The organism is Streptomyces sp. JH002, from assembly GCF_050916115.1.
GTDB lineage: Bacteria > Actinomycetota > Actinomycetes > Streptomycetales > Streptomycetaceae > Streptomyces > Streptomyces xiamenensis.
On the sequence record NZ_CP087989.1, the window covers coordinates 1,658,946 to 1,685,742 of the forward strand.

21 protein-coding genes are annotated in these 26,797 nt (G+C 72.9%); 9 read left to right on the forward strand and 12 right to left on the reverse strand.

Going from position 1 to position 26,797, the window contains the following annotated elements; all coding sequences use genetic code 11:
• Positions 1 to 59: 59 nt before the first annotated feature.
• From H7827_RS07080 to H7827_RS07090, 3 genes are read right to left on the reverse strand one after another with little or no spacing between them, the layout of a single operon-like run.
• Entirely contained in the window at positions 60 to 1,253 is a 1,194-nt protein-coding gene (locus H7827_RS07080) for a M24 family metallopeptidase (RefSeq protein WP_432743520.1), read from the reverse strand.
• Positions 1,250 to 2,227: a methylmalonyl Co-A mutase-associated GTPase MeaB gene (gene meaB / locus H7827_RS07085; protein ID WP_432743522.1), complete on the reverse strand. Its 978-nt coding sequence runs from the start codon at positions 2,225 to 2,227 to the stop codon at positions 1,250 to 1,252. Before meaB ends, H7827_RS07080 begins: the two co-directional genes overlap by 4 nt.
• On the reverse strand, positions 2,224 to 3,432 hold the full coding sequence (locus tag H7827_RS07090) for an acetyl-CoA C-acetyltransferase (RefSeq protein WP_432743524.1): 1,209 nt from the start codon (positions 3,430 to 3,432) through the stop codon (positions 2,224 to 2,226). Before H7827_RS07090 ends, meaB begins: the two co-directional genes overlap by 4 nt.
• A gap of 166 nt (positions 3,433 to 3,598) precedes the next feature.
• Here H7827_RS07090 and mce point away from each other — a divergent pair, with 166 nt between their 5' ends.
• The 7 genes from mce (at position 3,599) to H7827_RS07125 (ending at position 12,953) form a co-directional block, all read left to right on the forward strand.
• Positions 3,599 to 4,051, forward strand: coding sequence for a methylmalonyl-CoA epimerase (gene mce, locus H7827_RS07095; protein ID WP_046724850.1), 453 nt, complete (start codon positions 3,599 to 3,601; stop codon positions 4,049 to 4,051).
• 184 nt (positions 4,052 to 4,235) lie between these two features.
• Positions 4,236 to 7,613, forward strand: a complete 3,378-nt coding sequence (locus H7827_RS07100; RefSeq protein ID WP_432743526.1) for a hypothetical protein — start codon at positions 4,236 to 4,238, stop codon at positions 7,611 to 7,613.
• Between the two features lie 324 nt (positions 7,614 to 7,937).
• A complete protein-coding gene (locus H7827_RS07105) occupies positions 7,938 to 8,879 on the forward strand; it encodes a cellulose-binding protein (protein WP_030733631.1) in 942 nt (313 codons plus the stop codon).
• Positions 8,880 to 8,973: 94 nt separating this feature from the next.
• Positions 8,974 to 9,981 carry an ABC transporter ATP-binding protein gene (locus H7827_RS07110; protein WP_046724848.1) on the forward strand — a complete coding sequence of 336 codons (1,008 nt, stop codon included), beginning with the start codon at positions 8,974 to 8,976 and terminating at the stop codon, positions 9,979 to 9,981.
• A 3-nt stretch (positions 9,982 to 9,984) separates the two neighbouring features.
• Positions 9,985 to 10,752 carry an ABC transporter permease gene (locus tag H7827_RS07115; protein ID WP_386541973.1) on the forward strand — a complete coding sequence of 256 codons (768 nt, stop codon included), beginning with the start codon at positions 9,985 to 9,987 and terminating at the stop codon, positions 10,750 to 10,752.
• A 72-nt stretch (positions 10,753 to 10,824) separates the two neighbouring features.
• Positions 10,825 to 11,868 (forward strand): ABC transporter ATP-binding protein, encoded by a 1,044-nt coding sequence (locus H7827_RS07120; RefSeq protein WP_386541972.1) that lies wholly within the window; start codon positions 10,825 to 10,827, stop codon positions 11,866 to 11,868.
• Complete coding sequence (locus H7827_RS07125; RefSeq protein ID WP_432743529.1) at positions 11,865 to 12,953, forward strand: ABC transporter permease; 1,089 nt, start codon at positions 11,865 to 11,867, stop codon at positions 12,951 to 12,953. The genes H7827_RS07120 and H7827_RS07125 overlap by 4 nt, the downstream gene beginning before the upstream one ends.
• Before the next feature lie 19 nt (positions 12,954 to 12,972).
• Here H7827_RS07125 and H7827_RS07130 read toward each other — a convergent pair whose 3' ends face one another.
• Complete coding sequence (locus tag H7827_RS07130) at positions 12,973 to 13,302, reverse strand: ATP/GTP-binding protein (RefSeq protein ID WP_386541969.1); 330 nt, start codon at positions 13,300 to 13,302, stop codon at positions 12,973 to 12,975.
• 162 nt (positions 13,303 to 13,464) lie between these two features.
• Here H7827_RS07130 and H7827_RS07135 point away from each other — a divergent pair, with 162 nt between their 5' ends.
• Complete coding sequence (locus tag H7827_RS07135) at positions 13,465 to 14,580, forward strand: LLM class flavin-dependent oxidoreductase (RefSeq protein WP_432743531.1); 1,116 nt, start codon at positions 13,465 to 13,467, stop codon at positions 14,578 to 14,580.
• Here H7827_RS07135 and H7827_RS07140 read toward each other — a convergent pair.
• Entirely contained in the window at positions 14,549 to 14,941 is a 393-nt protein-coding gene (locus tag H7827_RS07140) for an SCO5389 family protein (protein WP_030733625.1), read from the reverse strand. The two genes, H7827_RS07135 and H7827_RS07140, sit on opposite strands and share 32 nt — an antisense overlap.
• Positions 14,942 to 15,209: 268 nt before the next feature.
• Between H7827_RS07140 and nucS the strand changes: the two genes are divergently transcribed.
• Complete coding sequence (gene nucS / locus H7827_RS07145; RefSeq protein WP_030733623.1) at positions 15,210 to 15,881, forward strand: endonuclease NucS; 672 nt, start codon at positions 15,210 to 15,212, stop codon at positions 15,879 to 15,881.
• Between the two features lie 61 nt (positions 15,882 to 15,942).
• Here the strand turns inward: nucS and H7827_RS07150 are convergent, their stop codons facing one another.
• From H7827_RS07150 to H7827_RS07180, 7 genes are all read right to left on the reverse strand, one after another.
• Positions 15,943 to 18,372, reverse strand: a complete 2,430-nt coding sequence (locus H7827_RS07150) for an ATP-binding protein (RefSeq protein WP_432743534.1) — start codon at positions 18,370 to 18,372, stop codon at positions 15,943 to 15,945.
• Between the two features lie 309 nt (positions 18,373 to 18,681).
• A complete protein-coding gene (locus tag H7827_RS07155) occupies positions 18,682 to 18,975 on the reverse strand; it encodes an STAS domain-containing protein (protein ID WP_030733620.1) in 294 nt (97 codons plus the stop codon).
• Positions 18,976 to 19,139: 164 nt separating this feature from the next.
• The gene (locus H7827_RS07160) at positions 19,140 to 19,988 is read right to left on the reverse strand and encodes a 3-hydroxyacyl-CoA dehydrogenase family protein (protein WP_386540980.1); all 849 of its coding nucleotides are present in this window, start codon (positions 19,986 to 19,988) and stop codon (positions 19,140 to 19,142) included.
• Positions 19,989 to 20,191: 203 nt separating this feature from the next.
• Positions 20,192 to 22,177 carry a cellulase family glycosylhydrolase gene (locus H7827_RS07165; RefSeq protein ID WP_432743536.1) on the reverse strand — a complete coding sequence of 662 codons (1,986 nt, stop codon included), beginning with the start codon at positions 22,175 to 22,177 and terminating at the stop codon, positions 20,192 to 20,194.
• 44 nt (positions 22,178 to 22,221) lie between these two features.
• Complete coding sequence (locus H7827_RS07170; RefSeq protein ID WP_432743538.1) at positions 22,222 to 24,723, reverse strand: beta-glucosidase; 2,502 nt, start codon at positions 24,721 to 24,723, stop codon at positions 22,222 to 22,224.
• On the reverse strand, positions 24,720 to 25,763 hold the full coding sequence (locus tag H7827_RS07175) for an ABC transporter ATP-binding protein (RefSeq protein ID WP_386540983.1): 1,044 nt from the start codon (positions 25,761 to 25,763) through the stop codon (positions 24,720 to 24,722). The genes H7827_RS07170 and H7827_RS07175 overlap by 4 nt, the downstream gene beginning before the upstream one ends.
• Positions 25,760 to 26,797: an ABC transporter ATP-binding protein gene (locus tag H7827_RS07180; protein ID WP_432743541.1), complete on the reverse strand. Its 1,038-nt coding sequence runs from the start codon at positions 26,795 to 26,797 to the stop codon at positions 25,760 to 25,762. Before H7827_RS07180 ends, H7827_RS07175 begins: the two co-directional genes overlap by 4 nt.

Here is a 26,797-nt window from a genome sequence, read left to right on the forward strand (position 1 = left end):
ATGAACCCATGGCCCTGGTGGAGGGCGGCGGCGGACTCGTCTCCCGGAACGGACGCGGCTCACTCCGGATGCGGTGTCCGGGTGAGGACCTCGCAGCCGTCCTCGGTGACCAGGGCCGTGTCCGAGAAGGCGTACGTGCCCAGCGGCGTGTCCAGCAGCCAGGACTGGATGTGGAAGGTCATGCCCACGCTCAGCTCCATGGTGTTGCCGGGGCGCAGGGTGCGGGTGCCGCCCATCCAGCCGGGCGGGAAGCCGATGCCGACCAGGTAGCCGCAGTGGTGGCGCTCGTACGGGATGCCGGTGGCCCTCTCGATGACCGCGCGCCAGGTGTGGAAGACGCTCTCAGCGGTGGCGCCGGGGCGCAGCGCCGCGCACAGCGCGTCCATCGCGGCGCGCGAGGTCTCGGCGGCCCGGCCCCCTTCCGGGGCGCCGGGTCCTGGGGCGGGGCGCAGCCGGGCGAGGGGGGCGTGGTAGCGGCCCCTGGCGGCGGAGAGTTCGAGGAAGACGCCGTCGCCGGGTCCCAGTCGCCGCCGTGACCAGGTGAGGTGTTCGCGGTCGAGGCGGCCGGTGTCGCGCACCAGCGGGGCGAAGGCGGGGAGGTCGCCGCCCGCGGTCAGCATGGCCGCGTAGACGGCGGCGGCGATCTCGTGTTCGCCCGCTCCGGCGCGGGCGGCGTCGAGACCGGCGGCCATGGCGGTGTCGGAGAGCCGGGCGGCTTCGCGGATGCGGGCGATCTCGCGGGGGGTGTGGACGGCGCGCTGGCCGCCGAGCAGGTCCTGGCAGTCGGTCCACAGGATGCCCGCCGCCTTCCGCAGCCGGTCCCAGGCGGTGGGCGGCAGGCTGAGGGAGTCGGCCTGGTAGCCGACGACGGGGGCGTCCGGCAGGAGCGGGGTGAGCGCCTCCAGCAGGGCGTCGGCCGGGTCGGTGGCGTCGTCGTAGCCGTGGTGCGCCACGCCGTGGGTCTGGGCGAGGGCGGTGGGGGTCTCCATGGCGCGTTCGATCAGCACGGGCCTGCCGTACAGCGGCACCAGCAGCGCGGTGAGCGCGAAGTGGCCCTGGTGGTCCAGGCCGCACAGATAGTGGATGTCCTCGGGCGCCGTGACGAGCAGGGCGTCGAACCCGCGCCGTTCCATGGCGGCGCGCGTGGTGAACAGCCGCTGCGTGTACTCCTCGGCGGGGAAGGCCGGCTCGGCGAGGGTGGCCGGTCCGCTCGCAGGACCGGCCGCCCCGTGGGCGGCGGGGTCCGCCGTCACCGGCCGGTCACCTCCGCCAGCAGGGCGTCGGCCGCCGCGTACGGGTCGAGGTCGCCGGCGACGATGCGGGCGGAGAGGGCGGCCAGGCGCCGGTCTCCGCTCAGGTCGGCGATGCGGGCGCGCAGGGCGGTCAGCGCGACGGTCTCGATCTCCCTGGCGGCGCGGCGGGTGCGGCGGGCGGTGAGTTCGCCGTGCTCCTCCATCCAGGCGCGGTGTTTCTCCAGCGCCGCCACCACGTCGTCCACGCCCTCGCCGCGCGCCGCGACGGTCTTGGTGACGGTGGGGCGCCAGTCGCCGGGGCCGCGCGGGGCACCCAGGCCCAGCATGTGGTTGAGCTCGCGCACGGCGGCGTCGGCGCCGTCCCGGTCGGCCTTGTTGACGACGAACATGTCGCCGATCTCCAGGATCCCGGCCTTGGCGGCCTGGATGCCGTCGCCCATTCCGGGCGCGAGCAGCACCACGGTGGTGTCGGCCTGGGAGGCGATCTCCACCTCCGACTGCCCGACGCCCACGGTCTCCACCAGGATCACCTCGCAGCCTGCCGCGTCCAGCACCCGGACCGCCTGCGGGGCCGCCTCGGCGAGGCCGCCGAGGCGGCCCCGGGTGGCCATGGAGCGGATGTAGACGCCGGGGTCGGAGGCGTGGTCGTTCATCCGTACCCGGTCGCCCAGCAGCGCGCCGCCGGAGAACGGGGAGGACGGGTCGACGGCCAGCACCCCGACCCGTTTCCCGGCCCGGCGGTAGGCGGTGGTGAGCGCGGAGGTGCAGGTGGACTTGCCGACGCCGGGCGAGCCGGTGAGCCCGATGACGTACGCGCCGCCGCTGTACGGGGCGAGGGCCGCCATCACCTCGCGCAGCTGGGGGGCGCCGCCCTCCACCACGGAGATCAGCCGGGCCACCGCGCGCGGGTCGCCACGCCGGGCGCGGGCCACGAGATCGGGTACGTCCACGGTGCGTGCCCCCGCGCCGCTCATCGGCGCGGCACCCGCAGGATCAGCGCGTCGCCCTGGCCACCGCCGCCGCACAGGGCGGCGGCACCGGTGCCACCCCCGCGGCGGGCGAGTTCGAGGGCGAGATGGAGGACGATCCGCGCCCCGGATGCCCCGATCGGGTGACCCAGGGCAATCGCTCCGCCATTCACATTCACCCTTTCGTGGCCAATCCCGAGATCCTTCATTGACTGGGCCGCCACGGCCGCGAACGCCTCGTTGATCTCCACCAGATCCAGGTCGCCGGCCTCCAGCGACTCCTTGCGCAGCGCGTGCAGGATCGCGTTGGAGGGCTGCGAGTGCAGCGAGTTGTCGGGACCGGCCACATTGCCGTGCGCGCCGATCTCCGCGATCCACTCCAGGCCCAGTTCCTCGGCCTTCGCCTTCGACATGACCACCACGGCCGCCGCGCCGTCGGAGATCTGCGAGGCGGAACCCGCGGTGATCGTCCCGTCCGGGCGGAACGCGGGGCGCAGCCGCCCCAGCGACTCCTGGGTGGTCTCCGGACGGATGCCCTCGTCCTCCTCCACGATCACCGGCTCGCCCTTGCGCTGCGGAACCGGCACCGGAGTGATCTCCTGCGCGAAGAGGCCGTTCTTGCGGGCCTCGGCCGCCCGCTGGTGGGAGGCCGCCGCGAGGGCGTCCTGCTCGGCGCGGCCGATGCCCAGCCGGATGTTGTGCCGCTCGGTGGACTCGCCCATGGCGATGCCCTCGAAGGCGTCCGTCAGCCCGTCGTGCGCCATCGCGTCCAGCATCTCGATCGCGCCGTACTTGTAGCCCGAGCGCGACTTCGGCAGCAGATGGGGGGCGTTCGTCATGGACTCCTGACCACCCGCCACGATCACGTCGAACTCGCCGGCCCGGATCAGCTGGTCGGCCAGCGAGATGGCGTCGAGCCCCGACAGGCACACCTTGTTGACGGTCAGCGCGGGGACGTTCATCGGGATGCCGGCGTGCACGGCGGCCTGCCGCGCGGGGATCTGACCGGCCCCCGCCTGGAGGACCTGGCCCATGATCACATACTGCGCCTGGTCTCCGGAGATCCCCGCCCGCTCCAGCGCCGCCCGGATCGCGAAGCCGCCCAGTTCGGCCCCGCTGAAGTCCTTGAGCGAGCCGAGCAGGCGCCCCATGGGGGTACGGGCTCCCGCGACGATCACGGAGGTGACGGGGGATGCGTTGGCAGACATCATGCGGCTCCTTTGCCCTGGAACATGTCCTCGCGAACCTGCCGTCGTGAACGCGCGTTCACATCACGGTGTAGTCACTGTACGCAGCGCCCCCTCCACCGGTCACCGTCACGGAAATGTGACGGTGGGCACGTTGCGTGGTCACCGCGCGTGGCGGTGCACTGGACCCATGCTGACGCGTATCGATCACATCGGAATCGCCTGCGCCGACCTGGACGCCACCGCCGCGTTCTACCGCGCCACGTACGGCTTCGAGGTCTTCCACACGGAGGTCAACGAGGAACAGGGGGTACGCGAGGCCATGCTGCGGATCAACGGCACCGACGACGGCGGGGCCTCCTGGATCCAGCTCCTCCAGCCCCTGGACCCGGAGAGTCCGGTCGGTAAATGGCTGGCGAAGAACGGTGAAGGAGTGCATCACATCGCCTTCGGCACCGCCGACGTCGACGCGGACGCCGAAACCGCCAGGCAGGCAGGGGTACGGGTGCTCTACGACACCCCCCGCACCGGCTCCATGGGCTCCCGGATCACCTTCCTGCACCCGAAGGACTGTCACGGAGTGCTCACAGAACTGGTCACCGCCGCCCCTCCCAAGGGTGTTGAAGGCCCCTCGGGCCACTGACGCAGGCTGCCCCGGCCGGTAGAGTGGCCGAGCCGGGGCATGGGGATCACACCTGACGCCCTTTCCCGGCGAACAACTCCGACCGGCGGCGACCCGTACTGGCGCTCCACTCCACGCTCCGCACGGACAGCGGCCGGACCCGGATCACCCTTAACCACGACCAGGGGACGGATGGGACCGCGCGGTGCGGGGCTACGACAGCGTGCAGGCTGACGACCACCTCTCTCGTTTCGAAGCCGAGATGGAACGGCTGAAGAAGGAACGGGAGAAGGCGGTCGACCATGCCGACGACCTCGGCTATCAGGTCGAGGTGCTGCGCGCCAAACTGCACGAGGTGCGCCGCGTGCTCGCCGTGCGACCCGCCTACGCCGACCCGGCCGGCCACGCCGAGCAGGTGCTGCGCAACGCCCAGCACCAGGCCGACGCCATGCGGGTGGAGGCCGAACGCGAACTGCGCGAGGCCAGGAGCCGCTCGCAGCGGGTGCAGCAGGAGCAGTCCGAGGCGCGCGCCCGGCTGGAGGGCGAACTGCACGCCGAGGCGGTCGCCCGCCGCCAGCGCCTGGACGAGGAGCTGGCCCAGCGCCGTTCCACCGTCGAATCCCACGTCAACGAGAACGTCGCCTGGGCCGAGCAGTTGCGCGCCCGTTCCGAGGCGCAGGCCCGCCGGCTCATGGAGGAGACCAGGGCCGAGCACGAGCGCACCATCGCGCAGGCCCGCTCCGAGGCGCACCGGCTGACCGAGGAGTCCCGGCAGCGCGCCGTCATGGAGGAGCGCACCGCCCGCGCCGAGGCCGAGGACCTGCTGCGCCGGGCCCGCGCGGACGCCGAGCGGCTGCTGGCCCAGGCCACCACCCAGGCGCAGGAGGCCACCGAGCACGCCGAGCGGCTGCGCACCGCCACCGCCCAGGAGGCGGAGACCGGGCGGCGCGAGACCACCGCGCTGGTCCGCAAGGCCGAGGAGCGTCTGGAGCAGGCCAAGTCGGTGCTGCGCACCGCCAAGGAGGACGCCGAGCAGCTGCTCGCCGAGGCCACCGAGGAGGCCGAGAAGCGGCGGGCGGCCGGCGAGAGCGAGTACGAGCAGCGCTCCGCGACGGCCAAGGCCGAGGTCGCCCGGATGGTCTCCGAGGCGACCCGGGACGCCGAGCGGCGCCGCACCGAGGCCGAGCAGGTGCTGGCCGACGCGCGGGCCAAGGCCGAGCAGCTGACGTCCGAGGCCGCGGAGGAGGCCCGTTCCAAGGCCGCCGAGGAGTACGCGGCGCAGCTCGCCGAGGCCGCCCGCACCGCCGAGGAGGTCCTGAACAAGGCCGCCAAGGAGGCGCAGGAGACCACCAAGGCCGCCACCGAGGAGGCCGAGCGGCTGCGCGAGAGCGCCGAGGCGGAGGCCGACCGGCTGCGCGCCGAGGCCCACGACGTGGCCGAGCAGCTCAAGGGCGCCGCGCAGGACGACACCAAGGAGTACCGCGCCAAGACGGTCGAGCTGCAGGAGGAGGCGCGGCGGCTGCGCGGCGAGGCCGAGCAGTTGCGTGCCGAGGCCGTCGAGGAGGGCGAGGCCATCCGCGCCGAGGCCCGCCGCGACGCCGCCTCCCGGATCGAGGAGGCCGCCGCCTCCGCCGAGGAGCTGCTGGCCCAGGCCAAGTCGGACGCCGAGGAGACCAGATCCGGCGCCACCGCCGAGAGCGAGCGGGTGCGCACCGAGGCCATCGAACGCGCCACCGCGCTGCGCAACCAGGCCGAGCAGGCGCTCACCAGGGCGCGCGCCGAGATCGAGACGCTGACGACCGAGGCCGTCGAGGCGGCCGACCGCACCACCAAGGACGCCGAGGACGCCGCCCGCAAGCTGCGCGAGGAGACCAAGGAGGCCGTCCGCGCCGAGCGGGAGGCCGCCCAGGCCGAACTCGACCGGCTGCGCGAGGAGGCCGAGAGCCGGGTCGCCGCCGCCGAGGAGGCGCTGGCCGAGGCCAGGGCGGAGGCCGAGCGGCTGCGCGCCGAGGCGGGGTCCGAGGCGGAGCGGCTGCGCGCCGAGGCCGCCGAGCGGATCCGGCAGCTGACCGAGCAGGCCGAGGCCGTCGCCCAGCAGTTGCGGGACGAGGCCGCGGCCGACGCCGCCCGGGCACGCGCCGAGGGCGAGGACTACGCGGTACGGCTGCGCGGTGAGGCCACCGCCGAGAGCGAGCGGCTTCGGCAGGAGGCCGAGATCGCCGCCGACCGGGTACGGGAGCGGGCCGCCGCCGCGGCCGAGCGCACCGCGACCGAGGCCGCGCAGGCGCTGGCCGCCGCCCAGGAGGAGGCCGCCCGGCTGCGCGCCGAGGGCGAGCGGCAGCTGGCGGAGGCGCGCGACGCCGCGCACCGGGAGCGGGCGCAGGCCCGCGAGCAGAGCGAGGAGCTGCTGGCCGCCTCCCGCGCCAAGGTCGACGACGCCGAGCGGCGTGCCGAGACCCTGGTGGCCGCGGCCGAGCACAAGGCCCAGCGGGAACGCGACTCGGTCGCCGGGCTGCGCGAGGCCGCCGAGGCGGAGATCGCCACCCACCGCGCGGAGGCCGAACGCGAGGTGGCCCGCGTGCTGCGCGAGTCCGCCGAGGAGAAGGAAGCCGCCTCGGCGCTGGCCGAACACACCGTCAAGGAGGCCATCGCGGAGGCGGACCGGGTCCGTACCGAGGCGGAGGCCGCCGCCGAGCGGACCCGCGCGGACGCCGACGCGCTCGCCGACAGCGCCCGCCGGGAGGCCTCCCGCAAGCGCAACGAGGCCGCCGCCCAGGCCGACGAACTGATCTCCAAGGCACAGGAGGAGGCGCAGCGGATCAGCGCCACGGCCGAGGAGCAGTCGGACACCATGGTCGGTGTCGCCCGCAAGGAGGCCGACCGGCTCATCGCGGGCGCCCGGGAGAGCGGCAGCGAGCTGGTGGAGACCGCCCGCGCCGACGCCAACACGCTGCTTGAGGAGGCCCGCCGGGACGCCGCCGCGATCCGCGAGCGCACCGAGGAGCTGCGCACCCGGGTCGAGGCGGAGGTCGAGGCGCTGCACGACCGGGCCCGCCGGGAGTCGGCCGAGCAGACCCGGGCCGCGGGCGAGCGCGTCGACAAGCTCATGCGCGCCGCCGACGAGCAGCGGGCCGAGGCCCGCCGGGCGGCGGAGAAGCTGCTGGAGGAGGCCAACTCCGAGGCGGGCAAGGTCCGTATCTCCGCGGTGAAGAAGGCCGAGGGGCTGCTGAAGGACGCCGAGCGCAAGCGCTCCGAGGTGCTGCGCGAGGCGCAGAAGGTACGCACCGACGCCGACCGGGACGCCAAGCGTGCCGTCGAGGAGAGCAAGCGCGAGCTGGAGAAGCTCAGCCGCCGGCGCGAGGACATCAACGCCGAGATCTCCCGGGTCCAGGATGTGCTGGCGGCGCTCGATTCCTTCGGGGAGCCCAAGAGCGCCGCGAAACCGGGCGGGAAAACCTCCGGCGGCGGTGGCAAAAGCGGTAAGGGGTCCGGTGGTTCGGGCGGGCACGGCCCGCTCGGCACGGTGACGGCCGGCGCCGGTTCCGCGCCCCGGCCCGGCGGCGGAAAACCCTCCCGGGGCTGAACCGCCATGAATCCCTCACCACTCGATCGAGCGTTTGGGGCGAACATTCTCCACACCAAAGCCCGGATCCACTCGAAGACACGCCGCTTCGCCCCCTAGGATTGCTGAACGCCCAGGCCTATCCCCTGGGCCTGGCCGGGTGGTCTTCTCGGATCAGCCGGCGGCGTCGGGTGCGGTGCATCGCGAGGCGCCGGATCTCCCTCGTACGGCATGTACTCGGGAATCCGGTCACCCAGCGAGGTGCCGCGGCCGGCGTCGCGGGCCCGAGAAGACCACGCGGCCAGGCCCGAATCTGACGCACCCGTCTGAATCGACAGGAACCCCATGAGCGACACTTCCTCCCCCTTCGGCTTCGAGCTCGTGCGGCGCGGCTACGACCGCGGGCAGGTGGACGACCGGATCACCAAGCTCGTATCGGACCGCGACAGCGCGCTGGCCCGTATCACCTCTCTGGAAAAGCGGATCGAGGAGCTGCACCTCGAAACGCAGAACGCCCAGGCCCAGATCACGGATTCCGAGCCGTCGTACGCCGGTCTCGGCGCCCGTGTCGAGAAGATCCTGCGCCTTGCCGAGGAAGAGGCGAAGGATCTGCGCGAGGAGGCCCGCCGGGCCGCCGAGCAGCACCGCGAGCTGGCCGAGGGCGCCGCGCAGCAGGTGCGCAACGACGCCGAGGCCTACGCGCAGGAGCGCAAGGCCAAGGCCGAGGACGACGGCGCCCGCATCATCGAGAAGGCCGAGGACGACGCGGCCGCCACCCGCGCCGAGGCCGACAAGAACGCCGCGGCCAAGCGGGAGGAGGCGGACGCCCTCTTCGAGGACACCCGCGCCAAGGCCGCGCAGGCCGCGACCGACTTCGAGACCAACCTGGCCAAGCGCCGCGAGCAGTCCGAGCGCGACCTGGCCTCCCGCCAGGCCAAGGCCGAGAAGCGGCTCGCGGAGATCGAGCACCGCGCCGAGCAGCTGCGTCTGGAGGCCGAGAAGCTGCGCACCGACGCGGACCGCCGGGCCCGCCAGACGGTGGAGACCGCCTCTCGCCAGGCGGACGACATCGTGGCGGACGCGAACGCGAAGGCCGAGCGGATCCGTACCGAGTCCGAGCGTGAGCTGGCGGCGCTGACCAACCGTCGCGACAGCATCAACGCCCAGCTGACCAACGTCCGCGAGATGCTGGCCACCCTGACCGGTGCCCAGATCGCGGCGGTCTCGCTGGACGACGACGAGGACGAGGGCCTGAGCAAGGGCGTTCCCGCCCAGCAGTCCCGCTGACCCCTCGCGCACCGCGCACGGCAGCATCACCTGAACGGCGCAGCCGGCGCCGCCCCACCGGGCGGCGGCGGCTGCGCCGTTCTAGCGTCGATCCATGATCGAGCTGGCGGGGCTGACCAAGCGGTACGGCGGGAAGACGGCCGTGGACGATCTGACGTTCTCGGTACGGCCGGGCATCGTCACCGGGTTCCTGGGCCCGAACGGTGCGGGCAAGTCCACGACGATGCGGATGATGCTGGGCCTGGACCACCCCACCAGTGGGGAGGTCCTCATCGACGGCGAGCGGTATGACCGGCTGCGTGATCCGCTGCTGGCGATCGGGGCGCTGCTGGAGGCGAAGGCCGTGCACCCGGGCCGTACCGCGTACAACCATCTGCTGTGCCTGGCGCAGAGCAACGGCATCGCGCGCGAGCGCATCGATGTGGTGCTGGATCTGGTGGGTCTGGGCGCGGTGGCCCGCAAGCGGCCCAAGGGGTTCTCGCTGGGCATGGGGCAGCGGCTGGGGATCGCCAGCGCGCTGCTGGGTGATCCGCGGATCCTGATGTTCGACGAGCCGGTGAACGGGCTCGACCCGGAGGGCATCCACTGGATCCGCAATCTGATGAAACGACTGGCCGCCGACGGCCGTACGGTCTTCGTCTCCAGCCATCTGATGAGCGAGATGGCGCTGACGGCGGAGCATCTGGTGGTGATCGGTCAGGGCAGGCTGCTCGCCGACACCTCGATGGCGGACTTCATCCGGGAGAACTCCCGCAGCTTCGTCCGGGTGCGCGGTCCCGAACCCGAGCGGCTGCGGGCGGTCCTGGAGCGCACCGGCGGCGGGGTCACGGTGACGGAGACGGCGGAGGGCGCCCTGGAGGTGGAGGGCACCGAGGCGGCCCGGATCGGTGAGCTGGTGGCCGGCCAGGGCCTGGTGCTGCACGAGCTGAGCCCGCAGCAGGCCTCACTGGAGGAGGCGTTCATGCGGCTCACGCACGGCTCGGTGGAGTACGAGGCGCACAACGGCGGCGAGGGGCCCGGTGCGCCGGACCCGCCCGGGGCGCCGCCGGCCGCCGGTGGCTGGGGCGCGCAGTGGGACTCCCGGCGCGGAAAGGGCGAGTGAACCATGGCACAGACGGCCCGGGTACTGCGCTCGGAATGGACCAAGATCCGCTCGGTGGGGTCCACGGTGTGGACGCTGACCGCCGCCGTGGTGGTCACGGTGGCGCTGGGCATGCTGCTCAGCCTGGTGGTGCGCAACACCTTCACGGATCTGTCGGCGCGGGACCAGCTGACCTTCGACCCCACCCTGACCAGCTTCGCCGGGATGATCCTGGGTCAGCTGGCGATGATCGCGTTCGGCATCCTGGTGGTCTCCAACGAGTACAGCACCGGCATGATCCGGGCCTCCCTGGCGGCGGTGCCGCAGCGCGGTGTGTTCATGGCCGCGAAGCTGGCGGTGGCCACCGTGCTGGCCCTGGTGGTGGGCATGATCACCAGCTTCGCCGCGTTCTTCACCGGCCAGGCGGTGCTGGGCCAGTACCGTACGACGCTGGGCGCGCACGACGTCCTGCGGGCGGTGATCGGCGGCGGGCTCTACATGGGCCTCATCGCGCTGTTCGCGATGGGGGTCACCTGGATTCTGCGCAGTCCGATGCTGTCGTTCGGGATTCTCATCCCGTTCTTCTTCATGATCTCCAGCATTCTCTCCAGTGTGAACGCCACGAAAAAGGTCGGTGACTATCTCCCGGATGTCGCGGGGCAGCGGATCATGACCGTGGTGGACACGGGCGACCGGCCTTACGGACCGTGGGGCGGAATGCTCATCATGCTGCTGTGGGTGGTCGCCGCGCTGCTCGCCGGATACGGGGTGCTCAAGAAGCGGGACGCCTGAGCCCGGCGGGAACCGAAAGGGCCCCTGCCGAGGTCTTAGTGCGGAACAACCGACCGAGCAGGGGCACCCAGCATGATCGAGGCCGTCGGCCTGACGAAGAGCTATGGCTCGAAGACAGCCGTGTACAACCTTAATTTCCAGGTCCAACCGGGGAAGGTCACCGGATTCCTGGGCCCGAACGGCGCCGGCAAATCGACCACCATGCGGATGATGCTGGGCCTTGACCGGCCCACCAGCGGCACGGTGACGATCGCCGGCCACCCCTACCAGCGGCTGCCGAACGCGCCGCGCCAGGTCGGTGCCCTGCTGGACGCCAACGCCAAGCACGGCGGCCGCAGTGCCCGCTCCCATCTGCTGTGTCTGGCGCAGCTGTCCGGGATACCGGCGAGCCGGGTGGACGAGGTGCTGGGCATCGTCGGCCTCCAGCAGGTGGCGGGCAAGCGCTCCAAGGGCTTCTCGCTGGGGATGGGCCAGCGGCTGGGCATCGCGGGCGCGCTGCTGGGCGATCCGCAGGTGCTGCTCTTCGACGAGCCGGTGAACGGTCTGGACCCGGAGGGCATTCTGTGGGTCCGCAACCTGATGAAGCGGCTGGCGTCCGAGGGCCGCACCGTCTTCGTCTCCAGCCATCTGATGAGCGAGATGGCGCAGACCGCCGACCATCTGATCGTGATCGGGCGCGGCCAGCTGATGGCCGACCAGCCGGTGGCGGACTTCATCGCGCACAACTCCACCGGCTTCGCCCGGGTGCGCACCCCCGACGGCGAACCGGAGGCGCGGGAGAAGCTGACGCGGGCGCTGTCCCAGGCCGGCGGCCAGGTGCTGCCCGAGCAGGACGGCGCGCTGAAGGTCATCGGCGTGGAGCTGCCCAGGATCAGCGATCTGGCGCACGCGGCGGATGTCCGGCTGTGGGAGCTGTCGCCGCACTCGGCCTCGCTGGAGGAGGCGTACATGCGGATGACGCAGGGCGCGGTGGACTACCGCTCGACAGACGACCCGCGAGCGACGGCCGCCGCGGCGGCGGCGATGGCGCAGCAGCAGCCGCCGCAGTTCGCCCCCGGCCCGCACGTTCACCAGCAGCCCGCTCAGCCCGCGTACACCCCCGAGGACGCCCGATGACCACCCCTCCCCCGCCGCAGCACACCCCCCATCAGGCTCCGCCGCAGCAGCCGCCGCAGCCCTACGCGCCGCCGCAGGGGCAGCCGTACCAGCAGCAGCCTTCGCAGCCGTACCAGCAGGGCCCGGTTCCCCCGCAGGCGGCTGCGCACCAGCAGCCTCCGGCGCCGCCGCAGGGACAGCCGCACCAGCAGCAGCACCACCAGCCCCCGCAGCAGCACGCGTACCAGCAGCAGCCGGCCGGGTACGCCTCGGCGATCCCGGTGCGCGGCGCGCACCTGGGCCACGCCCTGCTGTCGGAGTGGACCAAGATCCGCACCGTGCGCTCCACGATGTGGACGCTGGCCGTCATGTTCGTGCTCACGGTCGGCATCGGAACGCTGTTCGCGCTCGCCCTCAGCGGTGAGGAGTACGTGGGGCTGCCGCTGCTGTCCGGCACGTTCTTCGGGCTGATGCTGGGCCAGATCTGCGTGATGACCCTCGGCGTACTGGTGATCAGCTCCGAGTACGGCACCGGCATGATGCGCACCACCTTGACCGCGAGCCCGCAGCGGGGCCGGGTGCTGCTGGCCAAGGTGCTGGTGTTCTTCGCCGTCTCCTTCACCATGACGCTGCTGGCCACCGGGCTGAGCGGGCTGATCCAGTCCTCGCTGCTGGGCGACCAGACGACGGCCGACCGCTACATCGAGTCCTACATGGAGTCCTCGATCGAGAACGGCACCGTGGTGGCCACCGGCGAGCACTGGATGGACGCCACCGTGGGCGCGGCGCTGTTCGTCTCGCTGCTCGGTGTGCTCGGCCTGGCCATCGGCGCCCTGCTGCGGCACTCGGCGGGTGCCATCACCACGATGATGGCGCTGGTCCTGGTACCGCTGATCGCCGCCATGTTCATGTTCGGCGAGAGCCTCGCCTCGCTGCAGGAGTTCCTGCTGGAGTACTCGGCGCTCAACGGTCTGGCGACCCTGTTCGGCATGCCGATGGGCAACGCGGACGCGATGTCCGGCTGGGGCCTGCTGGGCGTGCTGGCCGCCGTCACGGTGGCGGCGCTGATCGCCGCCTACGCCAAGCTCACCACGACCGACGCCTGAGCACGGCCGCCGCGCCGGCTCAGTGCCGCGGCGCGTTGCGGGACCGCTGGGCGCGCACGCCCCGGCGGTCCCGCGCCTCCCAGCACGAGCGGTGCCAGTGCCGCCGGTCGTCCACCGCCCCGGCCCGCGGCCAGCTCACCACGTGCGGCACCCCGGGCGGGATCTCCTGATCGCAGCCGGGGCAGCGGTAGTGCTTGACCGCGGCGCCCCCGCTGATCCGGCGCACCACCCACTCCTCGCCCCGCCAGTCCTCGGTGCTCTCCAGGCCGTACCGGTTCCCGCCCTCCTCCTCGCCCGAACGGCGAGCGGGCTGCTGCTGACCGCGTGAGCGGTTGCGACGCGGGGACACGTTCAACACCTCGGAGTGGATCGGCACCGTCCTGGGGACAAAGTCTACGCATCCCCCCGGCCGGGAGATCATCGGAAAAACCTCCCGCTGGACCGTGCCTTTGGCACGTGTCAGGCGTTAATGCCCACAGGGACGGAGCTCCACCGGACGAAGGGCAGGACCATGCGGATTGGCACCTTTGTACTCGCCGGCCAGTACCCCGGGCAGTCGGAGAGCGAGGCCCTGCAGCGCGCCGTGCGCTCCGCCGAGGTCGCCGAGGAAGCCGGGCTCGACGCGGTCTGGCTCGCCGAACACCACTTCGTGCCGTACGGGCTGTGCCCCTCGGCGGTGACCCTGGCCGCGCTGCTGCTGGGCCGCACCCGGCGGATCGGGGTCGGCACCGCCATCTCCGTCCTGCCCACCGCCCATCCGGTGGCCCTCGGCGAACAGGGCGCGCTGCTGCACCTGCTCACCGGCGGACGCTTCACCCTGGGGGTGGGGCGCGGCGGGCCATGGGTCGATCTGGAGGTCTTCGGTGCCGGGGCCGACGCGTACGAACGGGGCTTCCCCGAATCACTGGACCTGCTGCTGCGCTGGCTGGGCGGGCGCGAGGTCGGCGCGGACGGCGACCGGTACCGCTTCCGCGAGGTCCCGGTGGTCCCCTCGGTGTGCGGCGCCGGCCCACCCGTGGTGGTGGCCTGTACCTCGCCCGGCACCGTACGGCTGGCCGCCGAGCGCGGACTGCCGATGCTGCTGGGCATGCACATCGGGGACGAGGAGAAGGCGCAGATGGTGGGCGCCTGGCGCACCGCGGCGCGGGAGGCGGGGGTGGACGGCGAGGTCATCGCCACCGCCGGCCATGTGTCGGCGGGGGTGGCGCAGGTCGCCGACAGCCACACCGAGGCCGTGCAGACGCTGCGCCGGACCCTGCCCGGCTGGCTGCGGCAGGGGCTCGCCGCGCACCGCACGCTGGACGGCGCGCCGCGCCGGATGCGGGACCCGCTCGCCTACACCGAGCTGCTGTGCGAACTGCACCCGGTGGGCACACCCCAGTTGTGCGCGGACCGGCTGGCGGCCACGGCGGAGCGTACCGGCATCAGCCGTTTCGCCCTGGTGGTGGAGGGCTCGGGCCAGACGGGGGCGACGGAGCTCAATGTGCGGCGGCTGGCCGCGGATGTGGTGCCGCTCCTCCCGACACCCCCGGGAGGAGCGGCAGCACCCGGCGGTCCGGCCAGTGCCTCAGCCGGGCCGTCCGTGGCGCCGGTGTTCAGCAATCACGCAGCTCCGGCGACTGGTTGAGCAACTGCCCGCGTACCGAGGTGAACTTCTCCAGCCGGTCGTCGGCGGAGGCGTCGAGCGGGAACACCGCCACCCGGTGGCAGTTCTGGAAGGCCAGGCGGACGCCGAAGTGCCGCTCCAGGGCGCCGCGAATGGCATCGGAGGCGAGGGCGCGCAGCAGTTGGCCACGGGCCTGCTCGTCCGGCGGCGGTGTGGTGTTGTCCGCGAACTCACCGCCGTCCACCTTGAGCTGGGCCACCAGGGAGCTGATCATCTGCCAGGCGAAGGGAAGGGAGGTTCGGACGCAGTCGACGAAGTCGGCCTCGTCGACCTCGCCTCGCTCGGCCTGTTCGAGCAGCGCCGGTGAGACGTCGAGCGACATGGATCTCTCCTTTCGCAGCCCCGGGAGGGGCCGGGCGAACGGGACACAGGGGCCCCGCCACCACCGCCACCGCGTCTGAACCGAGGTGTACCCGGACGGCGACGCCCCCTGAGGACCACCGTATGCCTCCTGACCCGCACACGTCAGTGGAATGAGCGCATAACCGGCCACTCACCGGATCCCAAGAATCCCTCCCATACCGTCAGCCATCGCCTGCCCCGAGGACCACGTCGCGCGCTGCCCCCGCGGCCCGGTAGCGTGATCGACCATGCGTCTCGTCATTGCCCGCTGTTCCGTCGACTACGCCGGCCGGCTCACCGCTCACCTTCCGTCCGCGCCCCGGCTGATCCTCGTCAAAGCGGATCAGTCCGTGTCGATCCATGCCGACGACCGGGCCTACAAACCCCTGAACTGGATGTCGCCGCCGTGCGTGCTCAAGGAGAGCGACAGCAACGGTCACACCGTGTGGACGGTGGAGAACAAGGCAGGCGAAAAACTCATCATCACCATGGAGGAGGTCTTGCACGACTCCTCCCATGAACTCGGGGTGGACCCCGGCCTCATCAAGGACGGGGTGGAGGCGCACCTCCAGGAGTTGCTGGCGGACCGCATGGAGACGCTCGGCGAGGGCTGGAGCCTGATCCGGCGGGAGTACCCGACGGCGATCGGCCCGGTGGACATCCTGGGCCGGGACGCGGACGGTACGACGGTGGCCGTGGAGATCAAGCGGCGCGGGGAGATCGACGGGGTCGAGCAGCTGACCCGCTATCTGGAGCTGCTGAACCGGGATCCGCACCTGGCGCCGGTGAAGGGCGTGTTCGCGGCGCAGGAGATCAAGCCGCAGGCGCGGGTGCTGGCCACCGACCGCGACATCCGGTGCGTGACCCTGGACTACGACGGGCTGCGCGGCATCGAGGACGACAAGCTGCGGCTGTTCTGACGGGCGGGAACGGGGACGGGGCGGGGCGGATCACCGGATCTGCCCCGCCCCGTTCGCCGTCTCAGGCCGTGCTGGTCGCGCTCGGCGAGGGGTCGGGATCCTCGGTGGGCGGGGGCGAGGAGGCGGTGGTGTTACCCGCCGAGCTGTCGCCCGCGGCACCGTCGGTGGGGTCACCGTCGTCGCCGCCCGCCGGGTCTCCGGAGTCGCCGCCGCCAGCCGCGTCCTCCCCGCCGCCGTCCGTCTCGCCGGTGCCGCTGTCCGCGCCGCCGTCCTGACCGGCGTCGGCGCCGCCGTCACCGGGGCCGGAGCCGTTGCCGTTGGAGGCGCCCCCGTTGCCGCCGGGGCCGCTGCCGCCCGGACCGTTGCCCGCGCTGCCGCCCGTGGCCGGGTCCTCGCTGGTGGGCGGGGGCGGCTCCGGGCTGCCGGTGGCGCTGCCGTTGTCCGGGGTGCCGGTGGTGGAAGGGTCCACCGGCTCGCCGGTCTCCGGGTCGGTGGGGGTCTCCTGCGGCGGTTCCCCGGTCTCCGGGTCCGCGTCGGCGGTGGGGGTGCCGGGGTCGGTGGAGGGCTCCTCGCTCTCCTCGGCCGGCTCCCGGTCCCGGTCGGTGACCACCGGGCGGGTGGTCCGCTCGTCCTCGGGCCCGCCGGGATCCTCGTCCGAGGACATGCCGAGCGCGACCACGGTGCCCAGCACACCGATGAGCAGGACACCGGCGCCCGCCGCGGCCATGGTGCGGCGTCCGCTCCGGCCGCCGTCCCGGGCGGGGCGCGGCTCGGCCGGCTGTTCGCCGTGCGGCATGAGCGGGGGCAGGACGGCCGTCAGTTCGCCGGTGGCGGCCAGGTCGGCGTGGCGCGGGATGGCCTGGGTGCCGGCCTCGTCCGCGGCCTCCTCGCGGACCGGCGCGGCCGGCAGGCCCAGCGGCGGGGTGGCGGCGCCCAGCGCGGTGGGGGCGGGTCCCGCGGTCAGCGCGGGCGGCCCCGACAGGTCGCGGACCAGGGCCAGGGCGCGTCGGCCGGCGGTCACGCCGCCGGCGTCGGCCAGGACGCCGCGCAGCGCTATCGACGCCTCCAGTTCGGCACGGGCCCGGTCCAGGCGGCCCTCGCAGATGGCGTGGATGCCCAGCTCGTGGTGGAAGTACGCCTGCTGGTCGACCTCCCCGGCCGCGCGGGCGGCCTCCTGGCCCGAGCGCAGTACGCGTTCCCACACCGACCAGCGGCCGGCGGCGGCCAGGGTCGGGGCGGCGCTGTGCGCGAGGTTGGCGGCGGCGGCGGAGTGGCCGCCGCGGTGGGTGGCCTGGATGACGGCGAGCAGGACGTCGCCCTCGGCGGCGGCGCGGGCGGATCCGACGGAGGGGTCCACCAGCCACCACGTGTAGTGCTGGGCGGTGGCCAGGCCACGGGAGCCGGCGCCTTCCTCGAAGCCGATGGCGGCCAGCGCGGGCGCCACTCCCTCGGCGAGGCGCAGCCGGCCGCCGGCGGCGGTGAGCAGCCCGGTCTCGGCGAGCCGCTCGTGGCCGATGACGGCGCCGCCGGTGAGGGCGGGCAGTTGCTCGGGGCCCGGCAGTTCACCGGCGAGAGCGACCGCGAAGCGCAGGGTGTCCCGGTCGGGGTCCGGCAGCGCGGCGGCCAGGGAGGCGATGAGCATCTCCTCCTCCGGCAGCGGTCCGGTGGGGGCGCCGGAGGCGGCGGTGAGGTCGCGGGCGCGCAGCAGGGCGGCGGCCTGGACGAAGCGGCGCGGGCGGCCCTCGGAGGCGATCCACAGGTCGGCGGCCCAGTCGGTCTCCGCGTCGGTGAGCGGGCGGGCGGCGGCGAACTCCAGGAGTTCCAGGGCGGCGGTGCGGCTGAGTCCGGAGAGGAAGACCTCTTCGATCCGGGAGGTGCTGGTGGGGGCCGTGGTGCCGGGGTGGGCGGAGAGCAGGAACGCGCACTCGGGGGTGGCGTCGAGCAGTTCGTCCAGGGCGGTGCCGCCGAACTCGATGTCGTCGACGATGACGACGGCGCCGATCTCGCGCAGTCCGGCGTGCAGTTCGGTGGGCCCTGGCCGGTAGCCGGGGGTGTGCCGGACGGCGGCGTACAGCTCGTGCTGGAGGTCGGAGGGGGTGCGGCGGTGGCCGCTGAGCCGGATGACGCCGTCGGGGGCGAGTTCGGCGCAGTCCCGGGCGAGGGCGTTCAGCAGCGCGGTGCGGCCGGTTCCGGTGGGCCCGGTGAGGCGGACCGAACGGCCGCGGGCCAGCAGCCGGTAGAGGCGGCGGCGTTCCTCCTCGCGTTCCAGCAGGGGCGGGGCCAGCGGGTCGCGGGTGGTGTCCTGGCCGGTGCCTCTGGGTGCCTTGCGCGGGGATATGGGGCGCCGGCCGGGCGGGCAGGAGGCGATCTCGCTGCCGTCCACCGGGTTGATGGTCAGCAGGAAGTCGCCCGCGACCAACTCGGTGGTGCGTCCGGTGCCTCCGGGCTCCCGGGGCTGGTCACCGTGCGGGGCCGGCTGGCTGGACTCCATCAATGTGTCCTCTGGGTGCGGCTGGGGGCGGGATGGGGTGCGGCGTGGACGCCGGGCAGCGTCCACGCTACTGGCCCGGCTCCACCGGCATGGTAGGCGGCCCCGCGCACCGGCCTCATCCGTCCCACCGGACCCGGGCGTCCCGGACGTCTCGGGCGTCGCATGGCGTGCGCGGCGTCGTGGCGGGGCCGCCGGGGCGGCCTCCTCCCGGTGTCGCGGGGCTGTGCGACCCGTGAACCGTGACCGTGACCGGTGGGGTGATCGGTGACCCGTGACCGGTGCTCGGTGCCCCGTGATCCGGGAGGAGGCTCAGGACGCGATGGTCAGGATGCGGTGCAGCCGGGTGGCCACCAGGACCCGCTGCATTTGCGGGGGCACATCGCGCAGCACCAGCCTGCGGCCGCAGCGGCCGGCCCTGCGGTGCACCCCCATGATGACTCCGAGACCGGTCGCGTCCCAGGAGTGCAGGGCCTTCAGGTCGAGCACGAGATCCCCCTGCCCGGAGTCGACGGCGTCGTGCAACGCCGTGCGGGCGTCCGCGGCGCTGCGGACGTCCAGGCGGCCTTCGACGACCAGCTCAGCGTGGTCGCCTTTGATGTGCATATAACACTCCCCGGAATTGCTTTCGTGTTGACTTCAACTGTCTCTCCACCTGACGGCTTCTATCCCCCGTCCGGTTGCCCTGGGTAAGGGATCTGCGGCGAATTCACCCATGGGGGTGAGTGTGTGCCTACCGCGGCCCGCGGCCCCCGCCCGCCCGAACCGGGTCAGTAGCTGTGGAAACCGCGCCCGGTCTTGCGGCCCAGGTCACCGGCGTCCACCATGCGGCGCATCGACTCCGGCGGGGCGAACTTCTCGTCGCGGGACTCGGTGTAGATGTTCTCGCTGGCGTGGGTGAGGACGTCGACACCCGTCAGATCGGCGGTGGCCAGCGGGCCCATGGCGTGGCCGAAGCCCAGCTTGCAGGCGAGGTCGATGTCCTCGGCGGTGGCCACGCCCGACTCGTGCAGCTTGGCGGCCTCCACGATGAGCGCGGAGATGAGGCGGGTGGTGACGAAGCCCGCCACGTCACGGTTGACGACGATGCAGGTCTTGCCGGCGGACTCCGCGAACTCCCGGGCGGTGGCCAGGGTCTCGTCGCTGGTGTGCCGGCCGCGCACCAGTTCGCACAGCGCCATCATCGGCACCGGGGAGAAGAAGTGGGTGCCCACGACGCGTTCGGGGCGGGAGGTGGCGGCGGCCAGCTTGGTGATGGGAATGGCCGAGGTGTTGGAGGCCAGCACGGTGGTGTCCTTCACCAGGCCGTCCAGGGTGGCGAAGATGTCGCGCTTGATGTCGGCCTGCTCGAAGACGGCCTCGACGACGAGATCGGCGTCGGCCGCGGCGTCGAGTTCGGTGCCGGTGCTGATGCGGCCGAGCGTGGCCCCGGCGTCCTCGGCGCTGATCCTCCCCTTGGCCGCGAACTTCTCCAGCGACGCCTCGATGCCGCCGCGTCCCCTGGCCAGTGCCTGCTCGGTGGTGTCCACCAGCGTCACGGTCCAGCCGCCCTGGGCGGCGACCTGTGCGATGCCCGAGCCCATGAGTCCGGCTCCGACGACGGCGAGGTTCCTGGCCACGTGTGATCTCCTTTGATCCTCAACGGCGACCCCCGGAGGGTCGCGTTCCCGGGGACCCTAGACCTTAGTGTCCGTCAGGTACCCCGTGGGGATGAAGAGACGCGCATCACGCCGGGGCCCCCGGTGCGGCGGATGCCGTACCGGAGGCCCGTGGTGCGGGTGGTTCGGATGGTGTCGAAGATGTGGGTGGGGTCGGTGTGTCGTCAGTTCCGCCGGGTCAAAGAAGCTTCGGCGAGGCAGAAGGTGTACGGCTGGGCCTGGCCGCCGAGCTGGAAACGCAGCCGGGCGGCGTCCAGTGAGTCGGTGGGGCTGAAGACGTAGGTGTAACGCTGCCCCTCGCCGGTGAGCCGGGGATAGGCGTCCAGCTGGGTCGGATGCGGGAAGTCGGTGCTCTCGACGGCGGCGCGTACGGTGTGCGCCGCCGGTGCCGAGGTACTGGCGGTGAAGCTCAGCGCGTACTGGCCGCCGCTGGTGAGCGGGATGTTGTCCTGGCCGATCAGGGCGTCCCAGGTCTGGGTGGTGCCGCCGGCCACCGCCGTGCACAGCTCACCGCCCGCCGGGGTGCCGGGGGTGGCCCCGCCGATGCTGTACCAGGGGTCGAGACCGGCCGCGAAGTCTCCGTTGACCAGCAGTTCCTCACCGGTGCCGGGGTCGGTGCCGTCGGCCGGCTCGAAGAGCACCGCGTCGGCGATGGTGTAGCCGGGGCTGTCGGCCGACAGGGTCAGCTTCTGTCCGGCGCCCGCGGTGAAGTCGTACGTGCCCAGCAGCCCCCAGTCGCAGCCGCCCGTGCGCTGATCGACCGTCAGCGCGGCGGTGCCACCGGCGTGGGTGATGCTCACCGGGGCGGCCGCGGTGCGGTTGCTGTTCGGGGACCACCACAGGTAGACGTTGTAACGGCCGGAGGCGGGCAGGTCGGGGGTGAAGGTCGCGGTCTTGGCGGAGGCGGTGCCGGAACCGTCGTGCTTGTAGTCGATGCCGTGGAAGCCGTGCGCGGTGTCGGCCGTGGTCCAGTCGCCGCTGTCGCTGTAGCCGGGCGAGGTGTTGTCCACCACGATGCCCGTCCGGGACGGCGGCACGCCCAGGTCGTCGCCGGCGCCCGGCGGGTTGTCGGTGCCCGGCTGGTTGTGGTCCTTCAGCTGGCCCAGCCAGTCCTTGACGAACTGGCCCTGGTGGTCACCGCCCAGCAGATTCCAGTTCTTGTCGAACATCTGGGGCTTCCAGTAGTTGTCGAAGACCCAGGCGGTCCAGCTGATCCAGGGACGCTCGTCCAGATAGTTCCGCAGTCCGTTCCCCCAGCACTTGGTGGTGCCCTGGGTGACGGCCGGGTCGGTGAACTCACCCGCCGGGTTCCAGCCGAACTCGGTGAGGATCACCGGGATGGACCGGGACGCGTTGCCGAACTTCTGGTCGAGGTTGGCGACGCTGGAGGGCCCCTGGTTGGGGTAGAGGTGGTAGACGTACGCCGTGTTGGCGTCGTCGATCGGGTCGGCGGCGGCCTCGTTCACCATGGTGGACCAGTTGGGGCTGCCCATCAGGATGAGGTTGTCCGGGGCCACCTGCCGGATGGAGTCCACCACCGGCGTGATGTAGCTCTTCCAGGTCGCCCAGTTGGTGGGCGCCAGCGGCTCGTTGTACACCTCGAAGATCACATTGGGGACGCCGGCGTACCTGGGCGCGACATAGTCCCAGAACTCCTTGACGATGGACTGCGGCACGCCGCCGTTGCCGTCGCCGTAGTTCTGCACCCGGTGGAAGTCGACGATGACATAGATGCCGAGGTCGATGGCCTGCTGGACATACGGGTCGACATGCCGGGCGAAGTTCTCCGCCAGCGGCAGCGAGTCGTTCGGCGCCCATTCGGTCACCGGCAGCCGCAGCACCTTGGAGTGCCAGCCTCCTCCGGCGGCGTCCACCGACATGTCGATGAGTTCGGAGATGGGCTTGGGGTTGCAGTCTGCGCACTCGGCGTTGTGGCGCGGGGCCAGCACCGAGACCCCGCGCAGGGTGACGGGACGGCCGTCCTCGTCCCGTATCTGGTTGCCGTCGACCGACAGCCACTGGATGGCGTCGGCGGCGGGCCGCGGGGTGGGATCCTCGGCGCGCGCGGCGGACGCCGGGCCGGCGAGGAGAGTGAGCGGGATGGCGAGGGCGGTCAGGGTTCTCAGAAGCTTCTTCGCTGTTCCGAGCACGCGGCTCTCCTTGTGGAGTGGGGGGTGTGTGCCGGGTGGTGCGGTCACGCCTCCTCTGCTGTGATGGTCAGATCGACGGCCAGCGGCAACTGCCGGCTGTCGAAGCCGAGGTGGGCGCGGAAGGCGCCGGGTTCGGTGTGCCAGCCGCCTCCCCCGGACTCCGTCCGGGAGGTGCCCCCACCAGCCCAGTGCTGGAAGGCGCGGGCCGGCAGCCGCAGGGTGACGGTGGTCTCCTCACCGGCGCCCGCGCGTACCGCTGCGAAGCCCGCCAGCCAGCGCACCGGGCGGTCCACGGCAGACTCCGGACGGGAGAGATAGACCTGGACGACCTGCTTGCCGGCCCGGGCGCCGGTGTTGCGTACGGTCGCGGTCAGCTGCGTACCTTCCGCGTGCGCGCCGGTCAGCTCCCAGTCGGTGTAGCCGAGACCGAAGCCGAAGGGGTACGCGGGTTCGGTGCCGGCCCTGAGCCAGGCGCGGTAGCCGAGGTGAATGCCCTCGGTGTACGGGAGCGCGCCGTCGCGCGGGGTGGTGTCGAGGACGGGGACGTCCCTCTCGCTCTTCGGCCAGGTGGTGGGGAGCCGGCCGCCGGGCTCGCGCAGGCCCAGCAGCACGTCGGCCAGCGCGTGGCCGAACTCCTGGCCGCCGAACCAGGTGAGCAGGATCGCGGCCACCTCGTCGCGCCAGGGCAGCAGTACGGGGGCGCCGGAGTTGACGACGACCACGGTGCGGGGGTTGACGGCGGCGACCGCGCGTACCAGTTCGTCCTGGCGGCCCTGGAGGGCGAGCGTGGTGCGATCGAAACCCTCGCTCTCCACCTCGGCGCTGGTGCCGACCACCACGAGAGCCACCTCGGCGGCGCGGGCGGCGGCCACGGCGTCCGCGATGAGCCGGTCACCGTCGGCCGTCACCAGGTCGAAGCCGGCCACCAGGGTGACGCCGGACTCGGGGCCCTCGCGCTCCGGGATGGTCAGCTCGACGGTGAGGTCGAGCGCGGTGCCCTCGGTGAGCTCGGCGGCCGTGGAGACGGTGGGCGGGGCCACCAGGCCGCCGCCGAACTCCTCGCCCTCGTGGATCAGCTCGGTGGCCACCGCCTCGGTGCCGTCGAGCAGCAGCCGCAGCCGCCCGGCGGTGGCGACACCGATCCGGGCCGGACCGCTGGAGGTGGGGGTGTAGCGGGTCCGCAGTTCGATACGGGTGGCGTCCGCGAGCCGGGCGGTGCCCAGACGTACCAGGTTGGCGTCCCGGCGGCGTTCGTCGATGACAACCGTGCCGTCCGCGCGGCGGGCGACCAGCCGTACCCCGCGCTCCCCGCTCACCGGGTCGGTGAGGTCGGTGCCGGCGAACGGGGCGATGCCGCGCTGCGCCTCGGCGCCGATGTGCCAGCTGATGTCGGCCCCCGGCAGGGCGGCGCGCAGCCCGTCCAGCGGGGAGATCACATGGTCGGGCTCGACGGAGGCGCTGCCGCCGCCCTGGGTGCGGGCCAGATACGCGTTGTGGCCGATGACGGCGACGGAGCTCAGGGAGCCCGGCGCCCAGGGGAGTTCGGCGCCCGCGTTGCGGACCAGCACGATGCCTTCGGCGGCGGCCTCCCGGGCCAGCGCCGGGCCGTCCTCGGCTGCGGGCGGGGCGGTGACGGCTGGGGTGAAGCCGTCCAGGGCGCCGACCCTGGCGGCCATCCGCAGGATGCGCAGCACCTTCTCGTCGATGTCGGCCTGCGGCACCCGCCCCTCGCGTACGGCGGCCACCAGCTTCTCGCCCCACGGTCCGTCGGGGCCCGGCATCACCAGGTCCTGGCGGGCGCGTGCGGCCGGTTCCGTGGTGCGGGCGGCCCACCAGTCGGAGCAGACCACGCCGTCGAAGCCCCATTCGCCGCACAGCGGTTCGGCGAGCAGCGGATTCTCGGTCATGGTGGCGCCGTTGACGGAGTTGTAGGCGGACATCACCAGCCAGGGCCGCTCGTGGACCACGGTGTCCTCGAAGGCGGCGAGATACACCTCGCGCAGGGTGCGCTCGTCGATAAGGGCGTCGTAGGTGAAGCGGTCGGTCTCGGAGTCGTTGGCGACGTAGTGCTTGGGGGTGGCGCCGACGCCGCCGGCCTGCACGGCGCGGACATAGGCGGCGCACAGCCGGGAGGTGAGCAGCGGGTCCTCGGAGTAGGCCTCGAAGTGCCGGCCGCCCAGCGGGCTGCGGTGCAGGTTGATGGTGGGGCCGAGGACCACGTCGGCGCCCATCCGGCGGGCCTCCACGGCGAGGACGGCGCCGTAGCGGGCGGCGAGGTCCGGGTCCCAGGAGGCGGACAGGGCGGTGGCGGAGGGCAGGTTGAGGGCGGAGAAACGGCCGTCCCAGCTCTCGCCGCGGATGCCGCTGGGGCCGTCGGAGACGACGATACGGCGCAGTCCGATGGCGGGTTCCGCGTGCAGGCTCCAGCTGTCGGCGCCGGTCAGCAGCCGGACCTTCTGCTCCAGCGTGAGCCGGTCGGCGAGGGCGCGCAGCGCGGCGGTGTCGGTCGCGTCGGTGGTGGCGGGGGTGGTGGTGCGGGGCGTCATGGTGTCGGGGCTCCTGTCGGTTCGACGCCGGTCAGTTCGAGTGCGGTGGTGCGGTGGCAGGCCGCCAGCCGGCTGTCCCCGGTCCCGGCCAGGGCCGGTGGCGCTCCGGCGATGTCGCAGACGCCGGGGACGGCGTAGCGGCAGCGGGTGTGGAAGGAGCAGCCCTTCGGCGGGTGGGCGGGGTCGGGGAGGTCGTCGGTGAGCCGGATGCGGCGCCCGGTGTCGCGCAGCCGGGGGTCGGGGCGGGGCACGGCGGACAGCAGTGCCTCGGTGTACGGGTGGTGCGGCCGGGAATACAGCTCGCCGGTGTCGGCCACCTCGGCGATCTTGCCCAGGTACATCACGGCCACGCGGTCACAGACGCTTTCGACGACGGACAGGTCGTGCGAGATGAAGAGGTAGGTGAGACCCAGCTCCTCCTGGAGGTCGCGCAGCAGATTGAGGATCTGGGCGCGGACGGAGACATCGAGGGCGGAGACGGGTTCGTCGGCGATGACCAGGCGGGGGCGCACGATGAGGGCGCGGGCGATGTTGACGCGCTGCCGTTCGCCGCCGGAGAAGGCGTGCGGGTAGCGGTGCAGATAGCGCGGGGACAGGCCGACGCGGCGCAGCATCGCCGCGACGCGGTCCTCCAGTTCGCTGCCGGTGGCGATGCCGTACGAGCGCAGCGGGTCGCCGATGATCTGGAGCAGCGTCATGCGGGGGTTGAGGGAGGAGAAGGGGTCCTGGAAGACGACGCGGACCTCGCGCCGGTAATCGCGCAGGGCGGCGCCGGAGAGAGTGGCGACGTCGACGGCGGTGCCGTCCGCGCGGCGGTAGGCGACGCGGCCGGCCGTCGGAGCGAGGATGCGGGCGAGGGAGCGGCCCAGCGTCGTCTTGCCGCAGCCGGATTCGCCGACCAGACCCAGCGTCTCGCCTTCACGGACGGCCAGGTCGATGCCGTCGACGGCCCGGATGTGGCCCGTGGTACGCCCCAGCAGCCCGCGCTTGACGGGGAAGTGGACCCGTACCCCTTGGATGTCGAGCAGCGGCGCGCTCATGCGGGTGCTCCTTCGGTGCGCGGGGCGTGCAGAACGCAACGGACCCGGCGGTCGGGCGCGGTACGGACCTCGGGTGGTTCGGCGGTGTCGCACAGCCCGGGGCGGGCGCGGTCGCAGCGGAGGTGGAAGGGGCAGCCCGCGGGGCGTTCGGAGGGGTGCGGGACGTTGCCGGGGATGGTGGTGAGCCGCTGTCCGGTGCCGGCGCCCATGCGGGGGACGGAGCCGAGCAGGGCGCGGGTGTACGGGTGCTGCGGGTCGTGGAAGATCGCGTCGACGGGCCCCTGTTCGGCGACCCGGCCCAGGTACATGACGACGACCTCGTCGGCGATCTCGGCGACGACGCCCAGGTCGTGGGTGATGAAGAGGACGGACATGCCGGTATCGGCCTGGAGTTCGCGCAGCAGGTCGATGATGCGGGCCTGGGTGGTGACGTCCAGCGCGGTGGTGGGTTCGTCGGCGATCAGCAGGGCGGGGTCGCAGGCCAGGGCGATGGCGATCATGGCGCGCTGGCACATGCCGCCGGAGAGCTGGAAGGAGTAGGCGTCCATGCGCTCCTCGGGGCGCGGGATGCCGACCTTGCGCAGCAGGTGCACGGCGCGGTCGCGGGCGGCGGCGCGGCCCAGCGGCAGATGGAGCCGGATGGCTTCGGTGAGCTGGTCGCCGATGGAGTACATGGGGGAGAGCGCGGCCATCGGCTCCTGGAAGACCATGGCGATCTCGCCGCCCCGCACGGCGCGCAGTTCGGGTCCCGTGGGGTGGAGGGCGGCGAGGTCGACCGGGTGTTCGCGGCTGCTCGGGTGCCAGTGGATGGTGCCGGCCTCGATGCGCCCCGGTTCGTCGACGAGGCCCAGGACGGAGCGGGCGGTCATGCTCTTGCCGCAGCCGGATTCGCCGACCACGCAGACGATCTTGCCGCGCGGGACGGTGAAGCTGACGCCGTCGACGGCGCGTACGGTGCCCTCCCGGGTGTGGAAGTGGGTCTTCAGCCCGGCGATGTCCAGCAGGGGGGTCTGTTGTGGCGGTGGAGTCGTCAT

Excerpts from the sequence above, each read along its gene's own strand:
- H7827_RS07105 (WP_030733631.1), top strand. The coding sequence starts at position 7,938 with ATGAGCGACACTTCCTCCCCCTTCGGCTTCGAGCTCGTGCGGCGCGGC.
- H7827_RS07140 (WP_030733625.1), bottom strand. The coding sequence starts at position 14,941 with ATGTCGCTCGACGTCTCACCGGCGCTGCTCGAACAGGCCGAGCGAGGC.
- H7827_RS07150 (WP_432743534.1), bottom strand. The coding sequence starts at position 18,372 with ATGGAGTCCAGCCAGCCGGCCCCGCACGGTGACCAGCCCCGGGAGCCC.
- mce (WP_046724850.1), top strand. The coding sequence starts at position 3,599 with ATGCTGACGCGTATCGATCACATCGGAATCGCCTGCGCCGACCTGGAC.
- H7827_RS07170 (WP_432743538.1), bottom strand. The coding sequence starts at position 24,723 with ATGACGCCCCGCACCACCACCCCCGCCACCACCGACGCGACCGACACC.
- H7827_RS07090 (WP_432743524.1), bottom strand. The coding sequence starts at position 3,432 with ATGATGTCTGCCAACGCATCCCCCGTCACCTCCGTGATCGTCGCGGGA.
- H7827_RS07125 (WP_432743529.1), top strand. The coding sequence starts at position 11,865 with ATGACCACCCCTCCCCCGCCGCAGCACACCCCCCATCAGGCTCCGCCG.
- H7827_RS07115 (WP_386541973.1), top strand. The coding sequence starts at position 9,985 with ATGGCACAGACGGCCCGGGTACTGCGCTCGGAATGGACCAAGATCCGC.
- H7827_RS07155 (WP_030733620.1), bottom strand. The coding sequence starts at position 18,975 with ATGCACATCAAAGGCGACCACGCTGAGCTGGTCGTCGAAGGCCGCCTG.
- H7827_RS07175 (WP_386540983.1), bottom strand. The coding sequence starts at position 25,763 with ATGAGCGCGCCGCTGCTCGACATCCAAGGGGTACGGGTCCACTTCCCC.
- H7827_RS07180 (WP_432743541.1), bottom strand. The coding sequence starts at position 26,797 with ATGACGACTCCACCGCCACAACAGACCCCCCTGCTGGACATCGCCGGG.
- H7827_RS07120 (WP_386541972.1), top strand. The coding sequence starts at position 10,825 with ATGATCGAGGCCGTCGGCCTGACGAAGAGCTATGGCTCGAAGACAGCC.
- H7827_RS07110 (WP_046724848.1), top strand. The coding sequence starts at position 8,974 with ATGATCGAGCTGGCGGGGCTGACCAAGCGGTACGGCGGGAAGACGGCC.
- H7827_RS07135 (WP_432743531.1), top strand. The coding sequence starts at position 13,465 with ATGCGGATTGGCACCTTTGTACTCGCCGGCCAGTACCCCGGGCAGTCG.
- nucS (WP_030733623.1), top strand. The coding sequence starts at position 15,210 with ATGCGTCTCGTCATTGCCCGCTGTTCCGTCGACTACGCCGGCCGGCTC.
- meaB (WP_432743522.1), bottom strand. The coding sequence starts at position 2,227 with ATGAGCGGCGCGGGGGCACGCACCGTGGACGTACCCGATCTCGTGGCC.